Consider the following 23,924-nt stretch of genomic DNA (forward strand, 5'->3'; position numbering starts at 1 on the left):
TACCGTAATTTTTTTGCCTAAAGGGTGATTACATGTCATATAAATTTGAAGAGGGAAAAGATTTAATCATTGACAGTGTTGTAAAAAAAATTGCACAGAAAATGAGCGGTGCCCAGGCTTCTCTTTGTGCTGAGTTTGTGAGGCAATTTTTTGGAACTGTTGCCCTGGATGATTTACAGGAATGGTCAATCGATGATCTTTATGGTGCCGCAATCAATTTCTGGTCTCTTATTCAATCACGGGCTCCGGGTGAAACGAAAATCCGTATTTACAATCCTGATTATGAGCGCCATGGCTGGCAGACAACTCATACGGTTGTTGAAATCATTGCAAAAGATATGCCGTTTTTGGTTGATTCTATCCGTATGGTAGTAAACCGCATGGGTCTTGCATCCCATTTGATCATCCATATGGGCGGTTTGCGTGTGATTCGCAATGAAAAAAATATCATCACTGACATTTTGCCCCAGCAGGGCAAATTACCCAAAGAGGCAGAAGTAGACGCCCCGATTTTCATGGAAATTGACCGGCAGACCGATCCTTCAATGCTTGAAGAATTATACCGCAATTTTGAGCGAGTGCTTGAAGACAACCGCGTTGTGGTGGAAGATTGGCTGCCGATGCGCGAAAAAGTCCGCTCCATTATTGATGAATTGGAAAATGCCCCTGATAAACTTGATCCCAGTGAGGTGGAGGAAACCAAAGCCTTTCTGCATTGGATTGAGGATCATCATTTTACTTTTCTTGGTATACGCGACTATGAGCTGATTCAAAAAGGCAAAGAAACCATTCTGCAGGCGATACCTGAAACAGGCTTGGGTGTATTGCGTCCGAATTTAAGCAAATCCAGCGCCCGAAGCATCAGCGCGATGACGCCTGAGGCGCGGGAGCTGACTTTATCGCCCCGCATTTTGGTAATGTCAAAAACCAATACCTTAGCCAGCGTTCATCGTGATGCTTACACTGATTATATTGGCGTCAAACGGTTCAATAAACAGGGGCAAGTCATTGGAGAGCGACGCATCATAGGTTTGTATACTTCCGCTGCATACAATACCAATCCCAAGCATATTCCGTTTCTCAGGCACAAAGTGGCGTTAATTATGAAAAACTCCAACCTAAACCCGAGAAGCCATGCGGGTAAGGTATTGCTGAATATCCTTGAAACGCTGCCCAGAGATGATTTAATTCAAGCCACAGAAGATGAATTACTTGAAATTGCCATGGGCATTTTCCATATGCAGGAGCGCAAAAGAATCCGCATGTTTGCCCGTATGGATGTCTATCGTCGTTTCATCTCCTGTTTAGTATATGTACCAAGAGACAGATTTAATACGGAACTTCGTGAAGCAATGCAGGAAGTTTTAAGTGAAAGCTTTAATGCGCAGGAGATTACTTTTTCTACGCGTTTTTCAGAGTCTGTGCTTGCAAGGATACATTTTATTGTACGGATAAACCCTAAAGATACCACTGAATTTAATTTTAAAGAAATTGAGAAAAAATTGATTGAAGTGGGTCGTTCATGGACAGATGAGCTGCAGCAGCATTTGTATGAAGCTTTGGGCGAGGAAGAGGCAAATCGGATATATGCGCGTTATAAAGATGCATTTCCTGCTGTCTATATGGCTAATTTCTCACCCAGAACGGCAGTGTTTGATATTAAGCACGTAGAGCAGCTTTCTGATGAGAACTCGTTGGGGATGAATTTCTATCGTCCGCTGGATAAATTCACAGGTGAATTCAAGTTAAAAATTTATCAGCAAAATACCATCATACCTCTTTCAGATGCTTTACCTATCATTGAAAACCTTGGCATGCGCGCGATCAGTGAGCGGCCGTATGCATTGAAGTTTGATGATAATAAGGAAATCTGGATCAATGATTTTGCGCTGCAGTATACACATGCCTGCGAGTTCAATTTTGATGAGATCAAGGATCTCTTTCAGAATGCGTTTACCCGTGTCTGGTTTGGTGACGCGGAAAATGACGGTTTTAATCAATTGGTGTTGGGAGCAGGGTTAGACTGGCGCCAAGTCTCTGTATTGAGAACCTATGCTAAATATTTTAAGCAGATTGGATTTACCTTCAGCCAGGACTATATTATCTCAGCGTTAAACAACAATTCCTTGCTCGCCAAAAAGCTGGTGCAACTGTTTGAGCTGCAATTTAACCCAATTATGATTGACGAGCGTCAACAAAAAACTCATGCACTGGTCGGTGAAATTCTCACGGATTTGGATAATGTTGCCAATCTTGATGAAGATAAAATTATCCGCCAATATATCCAGGCAATTACTTCAACCTTACGGACCAATTATTACCAGTTGGATGCGGAAGGACAGCATAAAAATTACATATCCATTAAATTAAACTGCAAAACCATCGCGGGCGTACCAAGACCATACCCCATGTTTGAAATTTTTGTTTATTCGCCAAAGTTTGAAGGGGTGCATTTACGGGGTGGAAAAGTAGCCCGTGGCGGCATACGCTGGTCAGATCGCAAGGAAGATTTCCGTACGGAAATTTTAGGCTTGATGAAAGCCCAGCAAGTAAAAAACGCGGTTATCGTACCCAGTGGGGCAAAAGGCGGCTTTGTGACCAAGCAACTGCCAGCCAATGGCTCAAGGGAAGAAATACTGGCCGAAGGCATTAACTGCTATAAAGCGTTTATCCGGGGGTTGCTGGATATCACCGATAATTATAAAGACGGTGAGGTTATTAAGCCAACCAATGTCATTTGTTATGATGAGGATGATACGTATCTTGTTGTTGCTGCGGACAAGGGAACGGCAACTTTTTCAGATATTGCCAATGAAATTTCCCTTTCATATAACTTCTGGCTGGGCGATGCCTTTGCTTCAGGGGGGTCTGTAGGTTATGACCATAAGAAAATGGGAATTACCGCCAAGGGAGCCTGGGAATCTGTAAAACGCCATTTTTATGAAATGGGCAAAGATATTCAATCCACTGATTTTACCGTTGTGGGCATTGGCGATATGGCAGGGGATGTATTTGGCAACGGTATGTTGCTGTCAAAACATATTAAACTGGTTGCCGCTTTCAACCACATGCATATTTTTATCGATCCCGATCCCAATCCTGAAGAAAGCTATAAAGAGCGTGAGCGGCTGTTTCATTTACCCCGATCCACCTGGGCAGATTATGACAAGAAACTGATTTCAAAAGGCGGTGGTGTTTTTAACCGCAGCGCCAAGTCTATTGTGGTTAGCAAGGAAATGAAACGGGTGTTTGGCATTAAGCAGGCAGCTGTCGAACCCAACGAATTAATACGCATTATCTTGCAGGCTGAAGTTGATTTGCTTTGGAGCGCCGGCATTGGGACATTCGTTAAAGCCCATACCGAATCAAACCTTGATGTTGGGGATCGAAGCAACGATGCTATCCGCATTAATGCCAAACAGTTGCGCTGTAAGGTAGTTGGCGAAGGCGGCAATTTGGGCTTCACCCAGTTAGGGCGAGTTGAATATGCTCTGAATGGCGGCTTGATTTACACTGATTTTATCGATAACTCAGCGGGCGTCAGCTGCTCTGACAAAGAAGTAAACATCAAAATTCTATTGAATACCATAGTCAGAGCGGGTGATTTAACTCAAAAACAACGGAATGAACTCTTAATGCAGATGACTGAGGAAGTGGAAAAGCTGGTATTGCGGGAGAATTACCTGCAAACTCGCGCGATAAGCCTTATGGCGTCACAATCCATGCGCTCCGTAGTATTGCACAGCCGCTACATTAATGAATTAGAAGCAACCGGTAAGTTAGACAGGAGTCTTGAGTTTTTACCCGAAGAAAAAACATTAATGGAACGAAAACAAATGGGGATGGGCTTAACCAGTCCCGGCATTGCCGTTCTCTTTTGTTACAGCAAAATTCTTTTAAAAGAAGCAATTCTTGCATCTGATGTGCCGGAGGATCCTTATCTTCGTCAATTTCTCATTCGTTCGTTTCCCAAGCCATTGCAAGAACGTTTTTCAAAGCAAATGCGCCAGCATCCATTAAAAAGGGAAATTATTGCAACAAAATTGAGCAATATTATTGTAAATGAGATGGGTTTTACTTTTATATATCGTTTACAGGATGAAACAGGTGCTCCAGTTTCGGCTATTGTACGCGCTTATATGATCGCAAGAAGCGTGATTAATATGGAAGCCATTTGGCAGGAAATTGACACCGTAGAAGGGCAGGTGAATGCGGAAGTCCAGACGGAAATCATGATGAATTACGTTCGTTTGCTGCGTCGAATATCCCGTTGGTTTTTGCGCAATCGCCGCACTAAACTGGACATTTCAAAAACAGTGGAACTCTATGCGCCAGGGATTGAAGAGTTTAAAAAATGCATGCCACAGGTTCTCGGCGACAATGCGCGTGCACACTATGAGGAAACTTATCAACGGTATCTCGATCTTGGTATTTCCAAATTCCTTGCGCATGAGCTAACCATTACTCAGGGGTTATTTGCTGCCATGGATATCATTGAAGTTGCACATCAATTATCCATGCCGATTACCAAGGTAGCTGAAGTATACTTCAAGATTGGCGAGTTTCTGGATATTTCCTGGATTCGAACCCAAGTCATTATCCATCCGACGGAAAATCACTGGGAAGTTTTGTCAAGAGAAGCCTTAAGAGATGATTTGGATTGGCAGCAAAGGCAATTAACTGCAGGCATTATTCATTATGACTGCAGAAAAAAAGATTTGGGTAAATGCCTGCAAACCTGGTCAGAAAATCATGCCGCCCTGATAGACCGCTGGCGTGATGTGCTGGCAAACCTCCGCTCTACCAGCGGCCTTAATTACACCATGTTCTTTGTGGCCATTCGGGAGCTGTTGGATTTAACGCAAACCACAATCCAGATGGTAGAAAAAAAGCCGCAGCTGGTAGAAGCATAGGTCAGCATTGCAAACTTCAGCAGCCCAAATCAGTGACGCATAATACGGTAAGTTGAATATTCCCGGATAATGATTTAGTCTGATTGGGGCTGCAGGTTGAAGATAGATGCGTCTATCTGCCTGATAGGGATTTAACAAAGAAGGAGCTCGAATGAAAAAAAATGCTGTAGTCAGGTACTCAACCGGATCAAAAATACTGCATTGGTTGATTGCAGTAATTGTCATTATTATGCTGTCCGTGAGTTTTTTTCTGGAGGAATTGCCAAAACAATACCAACCTACCGCTTTTTTCATTCATAAATCCTTTGGACTGACTGTGTTGTTCTTGATGGTTATCCGTCTTTTCTGGATATCTTATGCCGGAAAACCTGATTTACCATTGACTGTGCCGTTCTGGCAAAAAACATTGGCCAGAAGCGTTCAATTTATACTGTATTTGTTTTTATTTGCGATGCCGATTAGCGGTTGGATTATGTCAGTTGCTGCAAACAAGCCGCCTTCATTTTTTGGGCTGTTTCAGGCTAATTTGCCCATTGAGCCCAACAAGGCTCTGGCGCAATTTATGAATCAACTGCATGAGCTGTTTGCCTGGATTTTGATTGTCCTGATTGCATTACATTTGGCAGGTGCTTTAAAACACTACTTTATTGATAAAGATAAGGTTTTGCAAAGTATGCTGCCTGAACGCCATTAATCGTTACAGGGCTCAAGAGTTATAGGCGCGCTATGTCCTTCCAGTAAGGATTCCATTGGATGTTCAAAAAGCATGCTTGCTGCTGCCAGGTAACGGTTTGCCCCTGCCGGGCAAAAATCTACTAATTCACCAATTTCCTGAGATCCATCCGTGGTGAATAGTTTTTTTCCTGATTGCGGCATTTCTTCTGCTGTCAGCCAAAGTAATTTCAGGGTATGCTTTGGCTTGCTGCGGTAGTGCATACGCGCAATAATTTCCTGTCCTTTATAACAACCCTTATTGAAACTTAAATAACCAGATTTATGTAGATCCAGGCGATGCGGTAAGAATAAACCTCGCGTTTCAGGGTAAATTTCAAATAAGCCATGCTTGAGCCGCAATAAATGCCAAGCCAGGGAACCGCGCAGTTGGCCTTGCTGGAGAAAATATTCCTCCAACTGATTTCTTTCGTTTACCGGCGCTACTAAAATAGTCAGATTTGGAGCAAGGGAGTAGCTCAAATAAGTATCATTAGATGTCGCTTTCAACTTCTCGCAAGCAAACTGCAGGGGCACAGGCATGTTTACATCTTTTTTGGGGTGATACAAGCCGTATATATCGAAGGTATTTACAGAATGAATTTGTACTTTGGAAAACACTGCTGTTTTAGCAAGCATTTTCTCCATTCCAGCAAGCATGTCCTTCGGCATTATCAGATAGAGGAGTTCATGCCAGCGAATGATATCTGTCAAAGCCAGCACACGGCCTTTTATATTGCAAAAGGCTCCCTGGCGTATTTGAGCTTGGGTAACCTCATGAACATCACAGCTTACCTGGCCTTGTAAAAACTCATCGGCACGATCTCCTTGTATGGCTAAAAGCCCATATGCAGAAGACAAATTAAATAGGTAATTCTGATGATCTGAACAGGTTAATTCATTATCCAGGGATGAATAGGCCGTAAGGCTGCGGCTGTTAACAATATGGTCATGTACGGTCATAAACTGGCTGATATTGTGATATTTAAATTCGAAGTGTAACATTAGGCATTTGCGCTTGTTAATATGAATTCAATGATTTCTCCTCAACATAAAGCCAAAATAAAATGGCATTGCCGCCGAGGCATGCTCGAACTTGATTTGCTGTTAAATCAGTTTTTAACCAGATATTTTGATGATCTGACAGAGGAGCAGGTAGGCTCTTTCGAACAATTATTGGAATTTTCCGATCCCGAGCTCTACGCTGTACTGCTTGGCAATAAACAACCAGAGGACAGGAGTCTAAAAGAAATTGTCAAACTTATCAAATTTCACCATCACTCTTGATAGATCCTGGGATTTTTTAAAATTATCGGCTTTGATTCATTTATTCGCCGGCATTTTGATTTATCGTTCATCTTTTGCAATTACAGCGATTGCTTTATTGATCTTCATCTTAACTATTCATTTTTTTTATTTACTGTACCATGAATATTCTGGTAAAAATTTATGCCAGATTCACTATTATGGAAAAAAATGGCATCTTTTAAATCGAAATCATAAAAGTGTGCAGTTTGAACGTATGGATATTGTGTTTCATGGAGGATTATTTAGAGTAATTGAATTAAGCGGTTTAAATCAAAAGAAACGCCTTGTGATATTCAACGATCAGGTTGCTCCGCATCAATTGAAAAAATTATATATACTAAGACACCTTCCCTAATGTGATTGCCGTGTTGCAAAAACAATTCTTGGCTTAGGAAATTTGATGGCCTCCCGTATTAGTTACGCGCATGAAGGATTTTCCGGGGAATCTCGGATTGCGACTTCGTCCAATCAGGGCCGACGCTCAATGGCTTTATTTTCGGGAAAAGTGAAACCCATAACCTGAAGCCAGCCTGCAAAAGGTATGATAAACTGCCTCCATCATCAACTGTTATCATATTCAATATGCTAGAAAGCGACCGCCTTATATCGAGAACCGCCACCCAATCTGAAGACGTATTTGACAGGGCCATAAGGCCATTGAGTCTTAATGAGTACATTGGCCAGGATGAAGTGCGAACCCAGATGAAGCTTTTCATTGACGCGGCGCTAAACCGGCAGGAAGCGTTGGATCATGTCCTCATTTTTGGGCCCCCGGGTTTGGGTAAAACAACTCTTGCCAATATCATTGCCCATGAGATGGGGGTTAATTTGCGCCAAACATCAGGGCCAGTTCTGGAACGCGCGGGAGATATTGCCGCAATTTTAACCAATCTCAAGAAAAATGATGTTTTATTTATTGATGAAATTCATCGCCTAAGTCCTGTGATCGAAGAAATCCTATATCCGGCAATGGAAGATTATAAACTTGATATTATGATAGGCGAGGGGCCTTCTGCCCGTTCGATAAAACTGGAGCTGCCTCCTTTTACTTTAATTGGCGCGACAACCCGGGCAGGCTCCCTGACATCTCCGCTTCGCGATCGTTTTGGTATCGTACAGCGCCTGGAATTTTATGGGGTTGATGCGCTAATGGAAATTGTCAGCCGTTCGGCGCGCTTGTTAAATGTCAGCACCGATAGCGCAGGGGCGCGTGAAATCGCTTTACGTTCGCGGGGAACGCCTAGAATTGCAAACAGGCTTTTGCGAAGAGTCAGGGATTATGCGGAAGTAAAAGCAAATGGCATCATCACCCAGCCAGTTGCCAGGCTTGCTTTGGAAATGCTCCACGTTGATGATAATGGCTTTGATATCATGGATAGAAAATTGTTGCTTACGATTATAGAGCGATTTTCAGGCGGGCCTGTCGGCATAGACAGCTTGGCTGCGGCCATTGGCGAGGAGAAAAATACTATCGAGGATGTTCTTGAACCCTTCCTCATCCAGCAGGGGTTTTTAATGCGCACCCCAAGAGGTCGGGTCGCTACGCAGTTGGCTTATCAGCATTTTGGACTGAGTGTTGTGACGGAACAGTAAACAATGGACAGTATATTGGAAGATAAAGCTGAGTTTCGTGTTTATGCTGAGAATACTGATTATTTAGGGATAGTATATTATGCCGATTATCTCTTGTTTTTAGAGCGTGGCCGCACAGAAATGCTTAGAAAGCTTGGTCTGATTTTGACTGAGGCTTTCAATCATGATACAAATTTTGCCATATATGATGTGCATATCCGTTTTCATTCTCCCGCATATCTGGATGATTTGTTAACGGTTAAAACAACATGCAAGCAGGCCAGGGCAAGCAAACTGGAATTTAAGCAATCGATCCTGAAAAACGATGATAAATTAGTAGCAGAAGCAACGGTTGAAGTGGTTTGTGTTAACAAAAATTTAAAACCTAAACGCTTACCTGAGCACTTGTTGAAATGCTTAAATAATGGTTAAATTACTGTCTTTTTGTTCATTGAGCATTGCCGGGTGTGTTTTAAAGTTATTTCCGGGCTGCGTAGGCTTTAGAATGGTTTGAATGTTTGCTCGATTTTATTAAACCTGAGCTAAAGCGTGGTCGCCCAAAGATGAAAAATCCTTATCCTCGGGAGGATAAGGTTCTTGCTTTTTCGCTTCCGGGAAAAACTTTCAAAGCATGGCCTGTGGAATCAAGGGAGGAATGTGATCGTGGTCAATCATACCAGTATTCTGGGTTATTTTTTTCAGGCAGGACTGGTCGTCAAGCTTGTGATGCTGATTTTGCTTGCCGCATCAATTGCATCCTGGACGTTAATTTTGCAAAGGGCATGGTATTACAGAAGAATAAAAGAGCAGTATGAATCATTTATCCGAAGATTCTGGGAAAGCGGCGATCTGAATAAACTGTATACCTTTATAGATAGCAATGATGATGCCAAAGAAGGATTGGCGGCTATATTTCATTCCGGTTTCAAGGAATTTTTGCGTGTTTGTAAGAATGGGCAATTCATTCTGGAACCAATTCAGCGCGTCATGCAGATACGGCATGCCAAAGAAGCAGAAAAACTTGAGCAACATTTGCCTGTCTTCGCATCCATCGGCTCAATTGCGCCTTATATTGGATTGTTTGGCACAGTTTGGGGGATCATGACTTCCTTTCAGGCTCTGGGGCATGCCCAGCAGGCAACAATTGCCATGGTGGCCCCCGGGATTTCAGAGGCTTTGGTTGCCACTGCATTAGGATTATTTACCGCCATTCCAGCAGTGATTGCATTTAATCGCTTCAGCACGCGCGCAAATTCCATACTCACGCGTTATGACCTCTTTCAGGAAGAATTGATTGCGCTAATAATGCAACAAACCAATATGGCAGAAAAAAGGGTAAGCGTATGAGACTAAAAAAATCGCAGATTTCACAGCCGATCGCTGAAATCAACGTGGTGCCCTATATCGATGTGATGCTGGTTTTGCTCGTTATTTTTATGATTACAGCACCCATGCTGACTCAGGGTATCACTGTAGATTTGCCGAAGGCTGCCAGTGAATCGGTGAAAGCCTCCAATCGTGAGCCGATTATCGTTTCTGTTAATCGTGAAGGAGATTATTTCCTCAATATTAGTGAAACTCCAGAGCTACGTATTGCGCCAGAAGCTCTGATTGTCCGTGTGGCGGCAGAGCTCGAGCTCGCTCGACAAACTAAAGAAACCATTCAGGTTTTAGTGAAAGGTGATCAAGGTGTTTCATATGGGAAAATTGTAACTGCCATGAGTTTGCTGAAACAGGCAGGCGCCCTGCAAGTGGGATTGATTACAGATTCTGCTGCCAGCACCGGGGAGGTCGCGAGTGATTGAGCAACACAGTTATCGTATCGCTTTTGTTTGTGCAATTATTTTGCATTTATTGGTTGCCATATTCTTGTTTAAGAAGCCGACCAGTCAGACTTATGCCATGAACCAAGAAAAAACCAATACCACGAATCTTGAGATGGCTTTGCAGAAAAAAGAAGAACAAGTGATTAAAGCAGTCAGCGTGGATCAAAAAGAGGTCATGGATACGGTTAATCGCTTAAAGACAGAGCGTTTGAGGGCGAAGCAGGCAGAGGAAAAAAGGCAGCGCCAATTGGCAATGCAGGCAGAATCGGCCCGCAAGCAGCGGATTGAAGAACAAAAACGGCTTATGAAACTTAAAAGTGAAGCAGAGAAGCTGGCCATAGCCCGTAAAAAAGCCTTGGCAGAAGAAGAGGAGCGCTTAAAACAACTGGCGCGCAAGAAAGCGGAAGAAGAAAAGCGATTGGCTGAAATGAAAAAAAAGCAGGAACAATTGCAAAAACAGCAGGAAGCTGAAGCCAAAAGACTGGCCGAGCTAAAAAAACAGAAAGATGCAGAAGAAGCCCGGGCAAGAAAAGAACGAGAAGCGAAAGCCCAGGCTGAATTGGAAAGAAAACGCGAGGAGGCTATACGCCAGGCGGCCATAGATGCTGAGAAAAAAGCGCGTATCGCAGGAGAGGTCGATAAATATAAGGCTTTAATTGTCAATGCCATCAGCCAGCAATGGATATTGCCTGATAATGCCGACAGCAGTTTATCGAGCCAATTCCGTATCCGGCTGGCATCTGATGGCACAGTGCTCGAAGTCAGCCTCATCCGCAGCAGCGGTGATCCGGTACTGGATCGTTCTGCGCGTGCCGCAATCTACAAGGCATCGCCTTTGCCGGTACCCAGTGATCCAGACGCCTTTAAAGTGTTTCGTGATATCAGTTTAACCGTTCGGCCAGAGAATGCCAGGGGGTAGCCTGTGTTAAAGCATTTCATTGTAATAAGTTTATTTTTCTTAAGCAAAACCCTTTTTGCGCTTGATTTGGAGCTTACGCAAGGCATCAATGCGGCAATGCCTATCGCGATCAACCCGTTTTCAGGCGGAGAAAATGCCATAAAGCTCCAGGAAATCATCCGCAATGACTTGCGCTTGTCGGGGCAATTCAAAATTATTTCTTCTCCAGGGATTTTGGAATCAGCTCCTGTTGCATTCTGGCGGAAAGCTGGCGCAGACAGTGTTTTATCAGGAAATGTGTCACAGGTTGGTTTTAACCGGTTTGACGTTCGTTTTGAATTAAGTGATGCTGCAGCACAGGGAAAACTGTTGCTTGCCAAAAGTTACACCGTTAATGGTTCTGATTTACGCGCTCTTGCGCATCATATCAGCGATGAAGTGTATCAAAAGCTGACTGGAGAGCGAGGTGTCTTTTCAACCCGCATCGCCTATGTTCTGGTTAAAAACCAAGGCCAGAAAACAAGGCATTCTCTGGAAGTGGCGGATATGGACGGACATAACCCTCAAAGCCTATTGATTTCGTCAGAGCCAATTATGTCTCCAAGCTGGTCTCCTGATGGCAGACATATAGCCTTTGTATCGTTTGAGAGAAAAAAAGCACAAATATTCGTTGTCGAAGTGGCTTCTGGCAAGCGGCGCCTGATTACTGATTTTCCAGGCATTAATGGCGCGCCCGCCTGGTCACCGGACGGCAAGGAACTGGCTGTAGTCTTATCAAAAAACGGCGCGCCTAAGATATACAGCATCAATTTATCCACAGGCGCCATGAAACAACTTACTTTCGGTAATTCGATTGACACTGAGCCGCGCTATGCTCCGGATGGAAAATCATTGCTCTTTACTTCCGGACGTGGCGGCGCGCCCCAGGTTTACAGCTTGTCTCTTAATGACGGCGCAATTCGACGCGTTACATTTGAAGGCAATTATAATGCCAGAGCATCTTACACACCCAACCAGAAGCAAATTGTCATGCTTCACCGCGAAGACAGCCACTTTAACATAGGCGTTCAGGATACAAGAACAGGCCACATCTCACAGTTGACCTTCTCAAACATGGATGAATCCCCATCTGTCGCTCCAAATGGCCGCTTGATTGTCTATGCTACTACCTTTCAACAGAAAGGCGTGCTGGCTGTTGTTTCCATTGACGGCCGCATCAGGATGCGCCTGCCATCGCCTGAAGGAAGCGTCCAGGAACCGGCCTGGTCGCCTTTTCTGGTTTAAATATTCATGAGAATTGGATTATGCACATGTGCCGCTGTCATTTTCTTGCAGATGGCAGCGGCACATGCCTGGAATGCCACAGGGCACCGTCTGATAGCTCAAATCGCCTATCATCATTTGAAACCCCATGCTAAAAAATTATTTAACCATTACAATCACGCATTGGATAATGAATACCGGCCGCAAAGTTTTGTTAATTCAGCGGCCTGGCTTGATGCATTAAAATATCAGGAATTTAACTGGTTTAATCAGCTTCATTTCATCAAAGGATATTTTAGTCTGGATAATAGTCCCTTGCCTCCAGAGCCGACTCATAATGCAGTATGGGCTATCCAGGAAGCCATGAGGGTATTATCGAGCCCGCGCGCAGGCAAATTTCATAAAGGTATTGCCTTAAGGATTCTTACTCATGTGGTAGGAGATATTCATCAACCGCTGCATACTGCGACTAAAGTCAGTTCCCGGTTGCCTTCCGGAGATTTGGGGGGCAATTTATTTAACCTGGCTTCCAATCCCATTGCTTCCAATTTGCATTCCTACTGGGATAACGGAGGTGGTTATTTAACCTCGAAAGAAGGGTACAGGCGTCAGTATGTTGTGAAGCAGGCAATAATGATTGAAAAGAAATGGCCTTGCGATTTGCTAAAAACCAATTTAAATCCGGCTGAGTGGGTCAATGAGTCGCATGATCTGGCGATAAGGTTCGCCTATCAACTGCAGGAAGGCGATAGTCCTTCAATGGGCTATCAAAAGAAAGTACAGGACATTTCAGAACAAAGAATAGCTTTGGCAGGGTGCCGTTTGGCGGCGATATTGAATCAGTTGAGTCAGAAAATTCAGAGTAAAAATTAACGATCTAGATTGGCCTTTTGGCGCAAGGGTTTTAAGAGGCTGTTCACAGTTTTATCCACAGATTTTGTGGATAAATAAAATCTGTAGCAAGAAAAAAATATATCCTCACGTTTTTGCCAAAATTAGTTTTTTATGGGTTGTCTATTTTTAAATCATGAAAATTGACAAAGCGATTAAAAAATTATCCAAAGGAAGTTTTTTTACCATGAGAAGATTATGAAGTCAGTATGTGTATATTTGGGAGCTTATTTAGGCAATTCAGCAAATTTCCCTAAAATTGTCGCTACATTAGGAAAGGAATTGGCTGGCCGTGGAAGTCGCTTAATATATGGAGGTTCCAGTCTTGGTTTAATGGGTGTTTTAGCTCAATCGGTGATTCAGAATGGAGGTGAAGCTATTGGCATTATCCCAAGATGCCTGCTTAAAAAAGAAAAACCCCCTACGAACCTGACTCAATTGATCATCACTAAAACCATACAAGAGCGTAAATTATTGATGCAACAGCACGCGGATGCTTTTCTTGTCATGCCTGGCGGACTCGGCACGCTAGAGGAAGCTATTGAAACATGGAATGCGATTAAAATAGGGATCATTGACAAACCAATTGGTTTTCTGAACCTGGATGGATATTATGACGGTTTATTTGCCTTTATAGAAAATTGTCAGAAAAAAGGCTTTATCTCGCCTAATCAGCGAAAAATCGCGTTGGTTCATTCAGATTTGGACATTTTGTTGGATGCATTTCTTAAATCCCGTTCAGATGAAGATTGCTTAAGTTCATTTTCATAGATCCAGGCATCACAATATTGAAACCCTGGCAAATTACAAGCCATCCATAAATAGTGATGATTTAACAAGGGTCTCAATAGTCTATTCACAGACTTATCCACAGATAATGTGGATAAATCATAATGGCGTGAGAATAAAAAAATCAAACATAGGCCTTGCCAATATTGGGTTTTTATGAATTAAAAATTGGGAAGCTTGAAAAATTGATGAGTAGATTAAAAAATTATCCACAGGATATTATTTTAATGAAATTGGCTAAAAGCGAATTATCAATACTACCAGAGAAAATGTAAAAAACCAGTCTTGACTTCAAGATTTTTTCTCTATTTGAAACAGCAAATCATGATGTCGAAATGCCTGGCTTCAGGAAACTCGGTGAAGAGGATAACTCTTCAATGAGCTGGAGTTTTCCTTTGGGTCGAGGAAAACTCTGGCGAATGGAATATAAAGGCAAAAACTTCTGGGCAACGAGTGCAGGCCTGCGCTTTATGCTAAGATTGAAAGAAATCCTGGAAAGTAAAAAAAAGGAAATTTAATGTTACTAAGAAAAATAATCATAGCGACTGACTTTTCAAAACATGCTGAATATGCGCTTAGAAGAGCCATTCTTTTAGCCGAGCAGCAAGATACAACATTGGAACTGATTCACGTATTGAAACAGCCATGGCCTGCAAGCTTTGTCCAATTTTCCAATAAAGAGCAGCAAAAGGGACTGCTTGAATTGGAAAAAAACACAGAAGACAAACTACAAAGCCTGGTGAAGCAATTTTCATCCTCTATCTCAGTAAATACATCTGTGCTTTTGGGCAGAGCTGCAGATGAAATTATTCGATTTGCTCAGGATAACCAGGGTGATTTGATTATTGCCGGTGCTCACGGCCAATATCATATCAGTGATTACGTATTAGGTACGACATCCGGTGAAATCGTAAGACAGGGAAAGACCCCTGTTTTACTCGTAAAAAAGGAACCTTCCTTCTCTTATAATAAGATATTAATTGCGACTGATTTTTCTGAAGCCAGTAAAAGAGCGGTGAAAATTGCTTTTCATTGTTTCCCTGGTGCTAGATTTCAACTTTTGCATATTGCAGACATCTATTACCAGCAGTTCTTAAACATTGATGATGTCGGCAAGAATGAAAGACATTATCCAACGAACAATATTTTCAAAAAATTGGATAGATTTTTAAGAGACTGTAAGGTCAAACCTGATAAATTTGAGAAAAAAATTATCGGGGGATATCTGGCTGATGCCATTATCATGCAGGCAAAAAAATGGAGCGCTGACTTGTTGGCATTTGGCACACAAGGACACTCCAAGCTGCATTATTTATTGATGGGAAGTGTTGCTAAACGGCTAATACAATTGAGTAATATAGATATGCTGATTGTTCCACCTGGAAAGATCAGGATTGGACAAAGTTGAAAATTATCTTAGAAAAGGGGATGTCTTAAATGCGATTTCATTAGACTGTATTCACTAAGCCAAGGGGCGAAGGTTTTTTCTGTGATTCAAAATAGTTTATAATGATGAAAATAAATGCATATAGAGAGATTTAGGAATGCCTTTGCCGATTATTATTATGCTTGAACGTCACTGGGATGCAGTTGCAAAAGACGCATTAAAATATACATTACCTTCGCTAGTTGAGAAGGGGTATGATGTGTTATGTTTTGAATCGCCATCAGATGAGGGGGAAGATATTCTTATTTCCAGGATTGAATCGACAATTCAATTTGCAAGGGAACGATATTCTGAAGCTAACAGTTTGCTTAAGAAACGAGGAATTAATGTAAATTTAACGGAAATGAATTACTCAGATTTGCAAAGATTATTGCGATTGTATGTATCAACCCAATACTCAAATGAAATGGCATTATGGTTTAGAGAGCTGCCGGGCCATGAAAAGAAACTAGATTTAGTAAGGGCGGCAAAATCACTAAAAATGAGTATAGCAGGTGTTGATCTTTTAGCGTCTGAAATGGAAAAATTGCAATCGATGGAAGTGCAGGTTAACTTAAAGAAAAAATTATCAGCCATTGATCAACTGGACTGTAAACGAATAGCTTCTTTTAAAAAGCATCTTCTTAATCTTCAACGAAGCGGAAAAGGAGTTATTTTTGTTGTAGGAAAATTTCATTATGAGCAGTTAGTTAAAGCTTTTTCAGACGAATATTCACTTTCTGATGTGATTTTCATTCATCCCCACTCCCCTAAATGTTTAGATAAATCTATAGATGATAGAAAACTGCCTGATTTTGAAGAAGTTGGCCATTTAACTTTAATCGACCGAAAAATTGAAATACCAGATGATTTTCTTATTTTTTCTCAAAATCTTAATAAACTGATACAATCTCATGTTGATAGTTACAAGTCTGTTGAACCAACCACGCTCTCCAAAGCGCTCATGGAGAAAACAGGCTTATCGTTTAATATCTATTTACGGCAAAGTATGCATGTGGATGCCTACCACCCAGTAGCAGAAAATGAAGATATTTCATATGTCACAAATAAGCTTAATGAAGCCGGAATCAAAGGATTATTTACCTTCTTTAAAGGAGAGCGTTCTTATTGCATTCCGTGCATTAACTCAACTGAGACGGGTGTGGCGATTACCCAACTTAAAAAGATTTGATAAGAAGCCTGTAAATCATTCTGGATAAGTGCTATGTTTAAACAAAATCAATTCAACGCTCTTCAAACTCGATCATAAATTATGTCAGCGCATGTTACCTTCGGCCGCTTTCTGAACTAAAGCCCATGTGTCTTGGTCAGGTCTTGCCTTTTTCCATTTTGTGACTAAGAAAATAGAAAAAAAAGGAAAGATGGGCTCCTGAACTGTCCATTCCTTGGTCGAAAAAAGCTTGAATTGCCTATGAAACAAGGAGCCTGCTTCAATTTTTATAATATTTTTATTGCTTAAAAGATAATAAATAACATACAATTTGAATGAATTTTATGCGGTATTGAGGGGTGTATTTTGGCAATAACAGCACAAGAAAGGTTAAGCGTTATTCAATTTATTCAATCCAATCAGCTCAACATACAAACAGAGTATGGCTTCAGGAATTATTCGGCGAACTCGCAAAACAAACATGCGTTGATTCTCAATGTTAATGACCTTAAAGCCTTGCAATCAATACTTGCATACCTTCACCAGATCAATGAAGCCAAACCCGGCGAACAACGGATTATTGTGCGAGCAGCAGCTGGAGGAAAGGGTGGCGCTTATAGCGCTTCTTACTCGGTACATGGCCCAGTTGAATCGGATATTATTGTGCGGCTCACCGGCGAGGAATTTGCACAGGTCAAACAAATTGACGCACAAGCCAAGACAATAACCGTTGGTCCGAATGTTCAAATTGGTGAGGCAGAATGTTTGTTGGCAAAAAAGAAATTGTCCTTGAGCACTACCCCGTTAAATCCATACATCACATTAGTTGGATTAGCCACTTATGGCGGGGTTGGTACTGGTGTAGAGCAGGGCACTTTTTCCAGTCTGTTAACCAGTTATACCTTGTGCTTGCAAAATGGAAATATAGTAACCATCGATAAGAATCATCCCGATTTCCATACTCTAAGCGCTGCAAACTGCGGTTTGTTGGGGATTATCATCAGTGCGACATTCAGATGTTGTGATACGACAACATTACGGCTAGTGGAAACGCCTACAAGCGTTCAACAGGTTATCTCGCAAATTAAAGATAAAGAAAAGCCCTTGTTTAAAAGAAAGCGTTATACCAGCATTTTCATTGTATGCGATTTTACTGACGATGCGACCCCATTTAATGCCCGGATATATCAATGGCAACCTGTACCTGAGGAGACCCCGGCTTACAATACTCCAACTGTATTGAGGCACTATTGGCAAACGGTGCAAGCTACCCTGATTGAAACATTGGGCATTCCTTCCCTTTTAAATTACTATCCAAGCCTTGTACCTTATTTTATGAGGCTTGTTATGAAACCCGCGACCATTGGCGACACTCCTTCTGTGTCAACGGGGCCTGCGCATGTATTATTTCATCACCAGACCGGTTACTTGCAACAAGGCATTGAAGATGTGGGCTGGGCTATTCCGGATGACGGCACAGGGGCCCAGGCTGCCGCTGCATTGCAGTATATCACTGATTATTTGTGCAAGTTACAGATGGATGGCAAGTTTCCTGTTACCGCGGGAGGAATCTATGTTCGTTACATCAAAGGCTCGCAAGGGATGAAACAAACTGGTTTATCCATGTGTTCTCCCAACCATTACACCTGCCTTATCGACATTGTATCAAACAAGCATGCTCTTGGATTTGAGGCGTTGCAAGCAGATTTGACCAAATCATTGCAAGAACAATTCAATGCCGTACCCCATCTGGGTAAATACATTCCCAAGCATTATAACATAGCCCATTCTGCCGATTTTGTTGATGCGCTCGAGAGGTTTTACAAGGCGAATCATTTAGATATTGAAAAAAATATGTTTTTAACCGGCCATTTCTGCCAATTATTATCGATTCCAGAATATGCGCCAAAGGGGAATCCACAGGTATCTCCCCGCTTTTTCCAGGATCAACAGGCTGAAAATGAGAATAGAGAACATCCTGCTCTTTATTCAAACTTTTGAAACGATGTGCGGCACATAATGATCATGATAATAAACCTTCTAATGCCATTTTATCACCGTTCATAATGGCCAAAACATGCTCTCTAATCTTTTCAATTGGCCAATTCCACCATTGTAGCTTCAGCAAAAAATCAATTGTTTCTTCATCAAAACGTTTGCGAATTACCCGTGCGGGATTGCCTCCCACAATTTCATAGGGTGCTACGTCTTTAGTCACTACAGCGCGAGTGCCAATAATAGCCCCATCACCAATGCTCACACCTGGCATAATAGTGGCACCATACCCAATCCAGACATCATTACCTATGACTGTGTCTTTTTTGCGATTCGGTATAAAAGGTACTTCAGGCCAATAGGACTGAAAAATGATAAAGGGGAATGAAGAAAATCCACCTAAATGATGATTGCCGCCATTCATTACAAATTTAACTTCAGTTGCTATTTGGCAAAATTTACCTATGATGAGTTTGTCGCCAATAAAATCAAAGTGATAAAGCACATTTTTTTCAAAATTATGGATATCAAGCGGATCATCATAGTAGGTATAATCCCCAACAATAATGTTTGGATTTTTAATGATATTTTTTAAAAAAACGGTACGTCCAGATCCTGGTATCGGATAAAACTCGTTAGGATTAGGGTGCATATGTTTATTCCTTGACGTATGAATTAGTATATTCAATAAAATCTTATCATTTGCATCGTGCATCGCATAATCTAAAAAGACCGACCGCTCCGGTGACAGCAAGCAATATGGGTACAAGAAAGCTGAATTTGATGTGGGTAAACTCAAAAATTAAAATAATGGCGGTCAGCGGCATTTTCTGGGACGCAGCAAGGAAGGCTGCTGCGCCAATAAGAGCATAGGCATTCAATGAACTGCCCGGTAAGTATAAATTCCATAATCCGCCCAACACCGCAGCAAGCAGGGAGCCATTGGCCAGAGCCGGAGTAAGAATGCCGCCACGGCCTCCTGCCCGAAGGGTTGACCAGGTTATTCCGACGCGTAGTGCCAGTAATGAAAGACTTGCTCCAAGAGTAAGCGCGGCATCAAATTCCAATTGTGCCGGGCTTTTGCCATTACCTAATATCGCCGGAAAAAAAGCTGCAAGAAAACCAATCATAAGGAAGTTAATAAAACATAAAACGGGCAGTTGCCAGTTTCGTGCAGCATTGCGGCGCGCGCCATTGACCAGATAATTAAACCAGTATGCAGCAACCCCAAATACAGGGCCGCACAGGACAGACCATAACAACAGGGAGTGATTTAATTCATAAGTTGCAATTTGGTATTGAGGGTGATTGCCTAGCCCAAGCCAGGAAATAAGGACAGCAATAACCGAGGTGGCAAATGCCCTGAGTAGAATCGACCATTCAATGGTCACCAATAAAACTTCAAGAGTGAAGATGGCGCCTCCCAATGGAACATTATACACGGCAGCAAGGCCAGCGCCGGCTCCACATGCCAGCATAATTTTTGCGTCTCGGGGTGATAATCCGATTTTATTTGAAAACCAGTCAGCAAATACTGCTCCAAACTCTCTCGGCGCCGTTTCCCGGCCTAATGGCGAACCGAGTCCTACTGTAATGATTTGAAGCAATACATGTATCATTGTGGCTGCTTTTGGCATGTGGGCTTTCTTTTTTAAAGCTTCTTCTATGCTGAGCAAAGGTTTGCCATAGCGATACAATAGCCACCAGCCAAATCCGGCAATTATTCCGCAAAGAGAAAGTACTAAGACTCGCCTTATCGGCGAAGCGGCACGAACTCCTTCCAGGAAAGTTTCATTGCTGACGAGATGCCAGGGGCTATAACCGTAAGCCAGATGCTGGACAGTCCGCAGCAGTAACGCAAGCAACGTACCGCCTATACCCGCACCGATTCCTACCACGACTGTAGAGCAAATGAGGATTGATACAGGAGTTGATGATTGTTGAGGCATAGCCCGTTGTGTTCTCACTTGACCTTCCATTGGATTGCTTATTGGTCAGAAACTCAGCACATTTCAGAGAAAACCTCTCCGCAAAACTGATTTTTTCTAACATTGGCCCAGGATGCATTTATTTTGCCATATTTTATTATGTATTTATAACGATGATTATTTGATATCCTCATGGTTCAAGCCCACATTGAATGCCGCATTAAATGGCTCATTATGTACAAAATTTTTGATGCTCGTACAGGAATTAAAGCTCAGAACAACCCAATTAATTCAAAGAGTTGTATCAAGGCCGTATTATTCGATGTTTTTGGAACTGTTGTAGATTGGCGAGGAACAATCGTTAAAGAATTTGGTTATTTTTTTGACAAAAAGGAAGTTAAAAATATAACGAGTGAAGAGTTTGTTGCGGTTTGGGTCAACGCATATTCTGAAAACATGCAGAAAATTAGTAAGGGGGAAAGAGCTTTTGCAACAGTTGACGAGCTGAATAAACTTGCTTTAATCGAGATCATGCAGCAGTATGCTATCCTTGATAAGTTCACAAATGAAGAAATAGACCACATGAGTATGGTCTGGCATCGATTGGAACCATGGCCAGATTCAGTTTCAGGCATTCATCAGATAAAAGACCTTTTCATTACCGGTACTCTTTCGAATGGAAACATAAAGTTGCTGGAAGGCCTGTCAAAAAAAGCTCAGATTGATTGGGATGTAATTTTATCAGGTGAGTCTTTTCGCTGCTATAAGCCGAATCCATTGGTTTATCAAAATGCTGCCAAGGTTTTAAAACTAGAACCTTCAGAAATTTTGCTTGTTGCTTCACATAAATATGACCTTGTGGCAGCGCACCAATGCGGATATCAGACAGCATACATTTTTCGACCCCTGGAATTTAAAACCGTTCAAGATAACCAAATACCTAAAGACAGCGAATTCGATTTTTTAGTGGATAGCCTGGATGATTTGGCAGAAATGTTAAAAACTCTGAAACAAAATTCACGCTATTGCGGACTTTTATAATAATTTGGTTTTTAAATCAGGGAGTGATTATGAAATTACATATTCAATATGTTCATCCTTTTGAAATCAAGCATAGCCATACCGATGAAACTCAAACAGATATAGTAGAAGGCAATCCACTCTCGTTCTGAGGCGCTGCTAAAAATTTACGCTTGAATCCATTCAAGGAGAAAAAATGAATATTTTTCTAGCGTCAGGACTCTTTATAGTCGGCCTTTTTCTTGTAATTTATTTTGCTGAGAAGCTGGTAAAAGGAGCAATGGGCGTTTCTATCGGCTTTGGAGTTTCTGCTTTTTTCATCAGTGTGTTTTTTATTGGTTTTGACCCTGAAAATTTGGCAGTTGGTTCGGTAGGTTCTTTTAACGAAATGGCGGGTATCGCGCTAGGTTCCATAATTGGCGCAGCAATGGTGGCAATTGCGCTCGCGTTTGGTATGACGGCAATGATCGCGCCTATGGCATTTAAGCAAGCGCCGAAACGGATTCTTATTTTACCAAATTTGGCTATTGTTTTATTTGGGTTATTGGCCATGGATGGGGAGCTTTCAAGAATTGACGGCCTCATTTTATTTATGGGCTTTGTTTTTTGCATCATCTATCTTTTATGGCTTAATAAAAAAGGTTATGACATCAAGCCCTCGCATGAGCTTTCTGAAGCCATCGCATCAGCTAAAAAAGAGCATCGATGGAAAGCTTTAGGGCTTTTATTTATTTCTCTTTTTGCCATTATCGCAGGCAGTGAGCTAATCGTTACGGCATCCAAAACTATAATTGATTATTTTGGGCTGTCTGGTACTTTTTTTGGAATAATTATTCTTGCTTTTCTGGTCAGCATTGAAGAAATAGCAAGAGAACTGCCCGCAGCGCTCCAGGGCAGGGCGGAAATCAGTTTCGGTAATGTAGTCGGTTCAATTTTTGCTTTTTTCCTCTTTAATGCAGGCATCATTTCCATGATAAAGCCAGTCATTGTTAACCAGCAGGTATTGCTTTTTTATCTTCCTTTTTGTTTGTTCACCATGTTCCTAATCTCTCTTTTCATGTTAACAAGGACAATATCTCGATGGATGGGCGGCAGCCTCGTTATTCTGTATTTAATTTTCGCCGCAGCAGGTTATTTTTTTGAATAGGCCAGAACAAGGTCTGTTTTTTCCAACTGATCATCTTGGAAAATTTTTTGGAATTCTTTTTTGAATTTTAAAAACTCTTCCGGGGTAAAGAGGTCTTCAAGGCTTTTTATTTCGATTCTGCTTTCAGTTTCATAATCTCTGCAAATCAATTCTATTGTTTCCAACTGATCTATATATTGCAAGCTTGTTGATGGTGAGCTCTTGGCAAGCTTATCTTTAAGCCATGAAATTTCATCAGATAACTTCTGCATGTTCATATCACTGGTTTCAAGGGGTAATAGATGCTCTTTTTTAGTTATTCCAGTGACCTGATCTGCAAGAGATTTAGAGGATACCTGCGCAGATTTTCTCCAAAAAATTTCTTTTAATGAGTCAAAGAATCTGTACATACAGGTCCCCTTGTTCAGGATATAATATTGTTAACAGCAGCCACAATAACCCATGATATCAAACTAATATATAACAGGCTTGCTGTGTATCCTAAGACAATAAATATTCCGTCTTTTTCAATCAGCCCCATACTGAAGACAATGAGCTGGATTGCAAAAATAAAATTGCTGAATGGTATGGGCAAAATTAAAAGGAGAGCCAGGACCAAAATAACCAAACCGTTTAAAATTTCCATAGGACGGCTGGTCATAAATGCCCATCTTGGTTTTAAAAAAAATTCTGCTTTCTTTAGATAGGGGAGGGTGGTGTTAATTATTTTAGCCAGAGATTTTTGCGATACGGTTTTTTTTGCAATAATATCTGGCAACCAAAGCGTGCTTCTGCCAAGAATCATTTGAACTGCAATAAAGAAAATAGGGGTACTAAAAACAAAGGCCAGGCCTGGAATAACTGAAAAAGGCAGGGCATTGGGTAGAGAAAATAGCAATAATGCAATACCAAAAGCACGCGTTCCAAGGAGTTCGATTATTTCTTCAAAAGAAATAGCTTGTTCCAGTTTATGGGAATGGATAATTTCCAATAGTTTCTCAGAAGAGCGTTGATTATTTTTCATAGTCTTAAATTATAGTCCGATTCTTGAATGTCGGCAGCTGACGTTTTTTAGCCTGTTCTGCCG

22 protein-coding genes are annotated in these 23,924 nt (G+C 41.7%); 17 read left to right on the forward strand and 5 right to left on the reverse strand.

Going from position 1 to position 23,924, the window contains the following annotated elements; genetic code table 11:
• The first annotated feature begins 32 nt into the window (after window positions 1-32).
• The gene (locus Llon_RS06460; RefSeq protein WP_058529249.1) at window positions 33-4,913 is read left to right on the forward strand and encodes an NAD-glutamate dehydrogenase; all 4,881 of its coding nucleotides are present in this window, start codon (window positions 33-35) and stop codon (window positions 4,911-4,913) included.
• A gap of 151 nt (window positions 4,914-5,064) precedes the next feature.
• Window positions 5,065-5,607: a cytochrome b gene (locus Llon_RS06465; protein ID WP_058529250.1), complete on the forward strand. Its 543-nt coding sequence runs from the start codon at window positions 5,065-5,067 to the stop codon at window positions 5,605-5,607.
• Here Llon_RS06465 and ygfZ read toward each other — a convergent pair.
• Complete coding sequence (gene ygfZ, locus Llon_RS06470; RefSeq protein ID WP_058529251.1) at window positions 5,604-6,629, reverse strand: CAF17-like 4Fe-4S cluster assembly/insertion protein YgfZ; 1,026 nt, start codon at window positions 6,627-6,629, stop codon at window positions 5,604-5,606. The two genes, Llon_RS06465 and ygfZ, sit on opposite strands and share 4 nt — an antisense overlap.
• Before the next feature lie 30 nt (window positions 6,630-6,659).
• On the opposite strand from ygfZ, the gene Llon_RS06475 reads away from it, so the two are divergent.
• The 13 genes from Llon_RS06475 to Llon_RS06545 all read left to right on the forward strand — a co-directional run bounded on the left by Llon_RS06475 (window position 6,660) and on the right by Llon_RS06545 (window position 18,769).
• Window positions 6,660-6,911 carry an FAD assembly factor SdhE gene (locus Llon_RS06475; RefSeq protein ID WP_058529252.1) on the forward strand — a complete coding sequence of 84 codons (252 nt, stop codon included), beginning with the start codon at window positions 6,660-6,662 and terminating at the stop codon, window positions 6,909-6,911.
• The gene (locus tag Llon_RS06480; protein ID WP_058529253.1) at window positions 6,877-7,287 is read left to right on the forward strand and encodes a hypothetical protein; all 411 of its coding nucleotides are present in this window, start codon (window positions 6,877-6,879) and stop codon (window positions 7,285-7,287) included. The genes Llon_RS06475 and Llon_RS06480 overlap by 35 nt, the downstream gene beginning before the upstream one ends.
• A gap of 227 nt (window positions 7,288-7,514) precedes the next feature.
• Window positions 7,515-8,525 (forward strand): Holliday junction branch migration DNA helicase RuvB, encoded by a 1,011-nt coding sequence (gene ruvB, locus Llon_RS06485; RefSeq protein ID WP_058529254.1) that lies wholly within the window; start codon window positions 7,515-7,517, stop codon window positions 8,523-8,525.
• 3 nt (window positions 8,526-8,528) lie between these two features.
• Window positions 8,529-8,936, forward strand: coding sequence for a YbgC/FadM family acyl-CoA thioesterase (locus Llon_RS06490; protein ID WP_058529255.1), 408 nt, complete (start codon window positions 8,529-8,531; stop codon window positions 8,934-8,936).
• A 228-nt stretch (window positions 8,937-9,164) separates the two neighbouring features.
• On the forward strand, window positions 9,165-9,851 hold the full coding sequence (tolQ, locus tag Llon_RS06495) for a protein TolQ (protein ID WP_115336918.1): 687 nt from the start codon (window positions 9,165-9,167) through the stop codon (window positions 9,849-9,851).
• Window positions 9,848-10,309, forward strand: coding sequence for a protein TolR (gene tolR / locus Llon_RS06500; RefSeq protein ID WP_058529256.1), 462 nt, complete (start codon window positions 9,848-9,850; stop codon window positions 10,307-10,309). Before tolQ ends, tolR begins: the two co-directional genes overlap by 4 nt.
• Window positions 10,302-11,249 (forward strand): cell envelope integrity protein TolA, encoded by a 948-nt coding sequence (gene tolA / locus Llon_RS06505; protein ID WP_058529257.1) that lies wholly within the window; start codon window positions 10,302-10,304, stop codon window positions 11,247-11,249. The genes tolR and tolA overlap by 8 nt, the downstream gene beginning before the upstream one ends.
• A gap of 3 nt (window positions 11,250-11,252) precedes the next feature.
• The gene (gene tolB / locus Llon_RS06510; RefSeq protein WP_058529258.1) at window positions 11,253-12,512 is read left to right on the forward strand and encodes a Tol-Pal system beta propeller repeat protein TolB; all 1,260 of its coding nucleotides are present in this window, start codon (window positions 11,253-11,255) and stop codon (window positions 12,510-12,512) included.
• Window positions 12,513-12,518: 6 nt separating this feature from the next.
• Window positions 12,519-13,364 carry a S1/P1 nuclease gene (locus tag Llon_RS06515; RefSeq protein ID WP_058529259.1) on the forward strand — a complete coding sequence of 282 codons (846 nt, stop codon included), beginning with the start codon at window positions 12,519-12,521 and terminating at the stop codon, window positions 13,362-13,364.
• A gap of 216 nt (window positions 13,365-13,580) precedes the next feature.
• Window positions 13,581-14,153, forward strand: coding sequence for an LOG family protein (locus tag Llon_RS06520; protein ID WP_058529260.1), 573 nt, complete (start codon window positions 13,581-13,583; stop codon window positions 14,151-14,153).
• A gap of 535 nt (window positions 14,154-14,688) precedes the next feature.
• Window positions 14,689-15,579, forward strand: coding sequence for a universal stress protein (locus tag Llon_RS06530; protein WP_058529262.1), 891 nt, complete (start codon window positions 14,689-14,691; stop codon window positions 15,577-15,579).
• Window positions 15,580-15,715: 136 nt separating this feature from the next.
• A complete protein-coding gene (locus Llon_RS06535) occupies window positions 15,716-16,789 on the forward strand; it encodes a hypothetical protein (protein WP_058529263.1) in 1,074 nt (357 codons plus the stop codon).
• A 345-nt stretch (window positions 16,790-17,134) separates the two neighbouring features.
• Window positions 17,135-18,769 carry an FAD-binding protein gene (locus Llon_RS06545; protein ID WP_058529265.1) on the forward strand — a complete coding sequence of 545 codons (1,635 nt, stop codon included), beginning with the start codon at window positions 17,135-17,137 and terminating at the stop codon, window positions 18,767-18,769.
• Window positions 18,770-18,791: 22 nt separating this feature from the next.
• Here the strand turns inward: Llon_RS06545 and Llon_RS06550 are convergent, their stop codons facing one another.
• Together Llon_RS06550 and Llon_RS06555 are read right to left on the reverse strand one after the other, a co-directional pair.
• Window positions 18,792-19,415, reverse strand: coding sequence for a CatB-related O-acetyltransferase (locus Llon_RS06550; RefSeq protein WP_058529266.1), 624 nt, complete (start codon window positions 19,413-19,415; stop codon window positions 18,792-18,794).
• Between the two features lie 46 nt (window positions 19,416-19,461).
• Complete coding sequence (locus Llon_RS06555) at window positions 19,462-20,730, reverse strand: chloride channel protein (protein ID WP_237758280.1); 1,269 nt, start codon at window positions 20,728-20,730, stop codon at window positions 19,462-19,464.
• A gap of 153 nt (window positions 20,731-20,883) precedes the next feature.
• On the opposite strand from Llon_RS06555, the gene Llon_RS06560 reads away from it, so the two are divergent.
• Window positions 20,884-21,732: a haloacid dehalogenase type II gene (locus tag Llon_RS06560; RefSeq protein ID WP_058529268.1), complete on the forward strand. Its 849-nt coding sequence runs from the start codon at window positions 20,884-20,886 to the stop codon at window positions 21,730-21,732.
• A gap of 175 nt (window positions 21,733-21,907) precedes the next feature.
• The gene (locus Llon_RS06565) at window positions 21,908-22,858 is read left to right on the forward strand and encodes a sodium:calcium antiporter (protein ID WP_058529269.1); all 951 of its coding nucleotides are present in this window, start codon (window positions 21,908-21,910) and stop codon (window positions 22,856-22,858) included.
• Here Llon_RS06565 and Llon_RS06570 read toward each other — a convergent pair.
• Together Llon_RS06570 and Llon_RS06575 are read right to left on the reverse strand one after the other, a co-directional pair.
• Window positions 22,843-23,247 (reverse strand): hypothetical protein, encoded by a 405-nt coding sequence (locus tag Llon_RS06570; RefSeq protein WP_058529270.1) that lies wholly within the window; start codon window positions 23,245-23,247, stop codon window positions 22,843-22,845. The genes Llon_RS06565 and Llon_RS06570 overlap by 16 nt on opposite strands.
• Window positions 23,248-23,261: 14 nt before the next feature.
• On the reverse strand, window positions 23,262-23,861 hold the full coding sequence (locus Llon_RS06575) for an exopolysaccharide biosynthesis protein (protein ID WP_058529271.1): 600 nt from the start codon (window positions 23,859-23,861) through the stop codon (window positions 23,262-23,264).
• Window positions 23,862-23,924 lie beyond the last annotated feature (63 nt).

It is taken from the genome of Legionella londiniensis (assembly GCF_001467825.1).
Taxonomy (GTDB): domain Bacteria; phylum Pseudomonadota; class Gammaproteobacteria; order Legionellales; family Legionellaceae; genus Legionella_A; species Legionella_A londiniensis.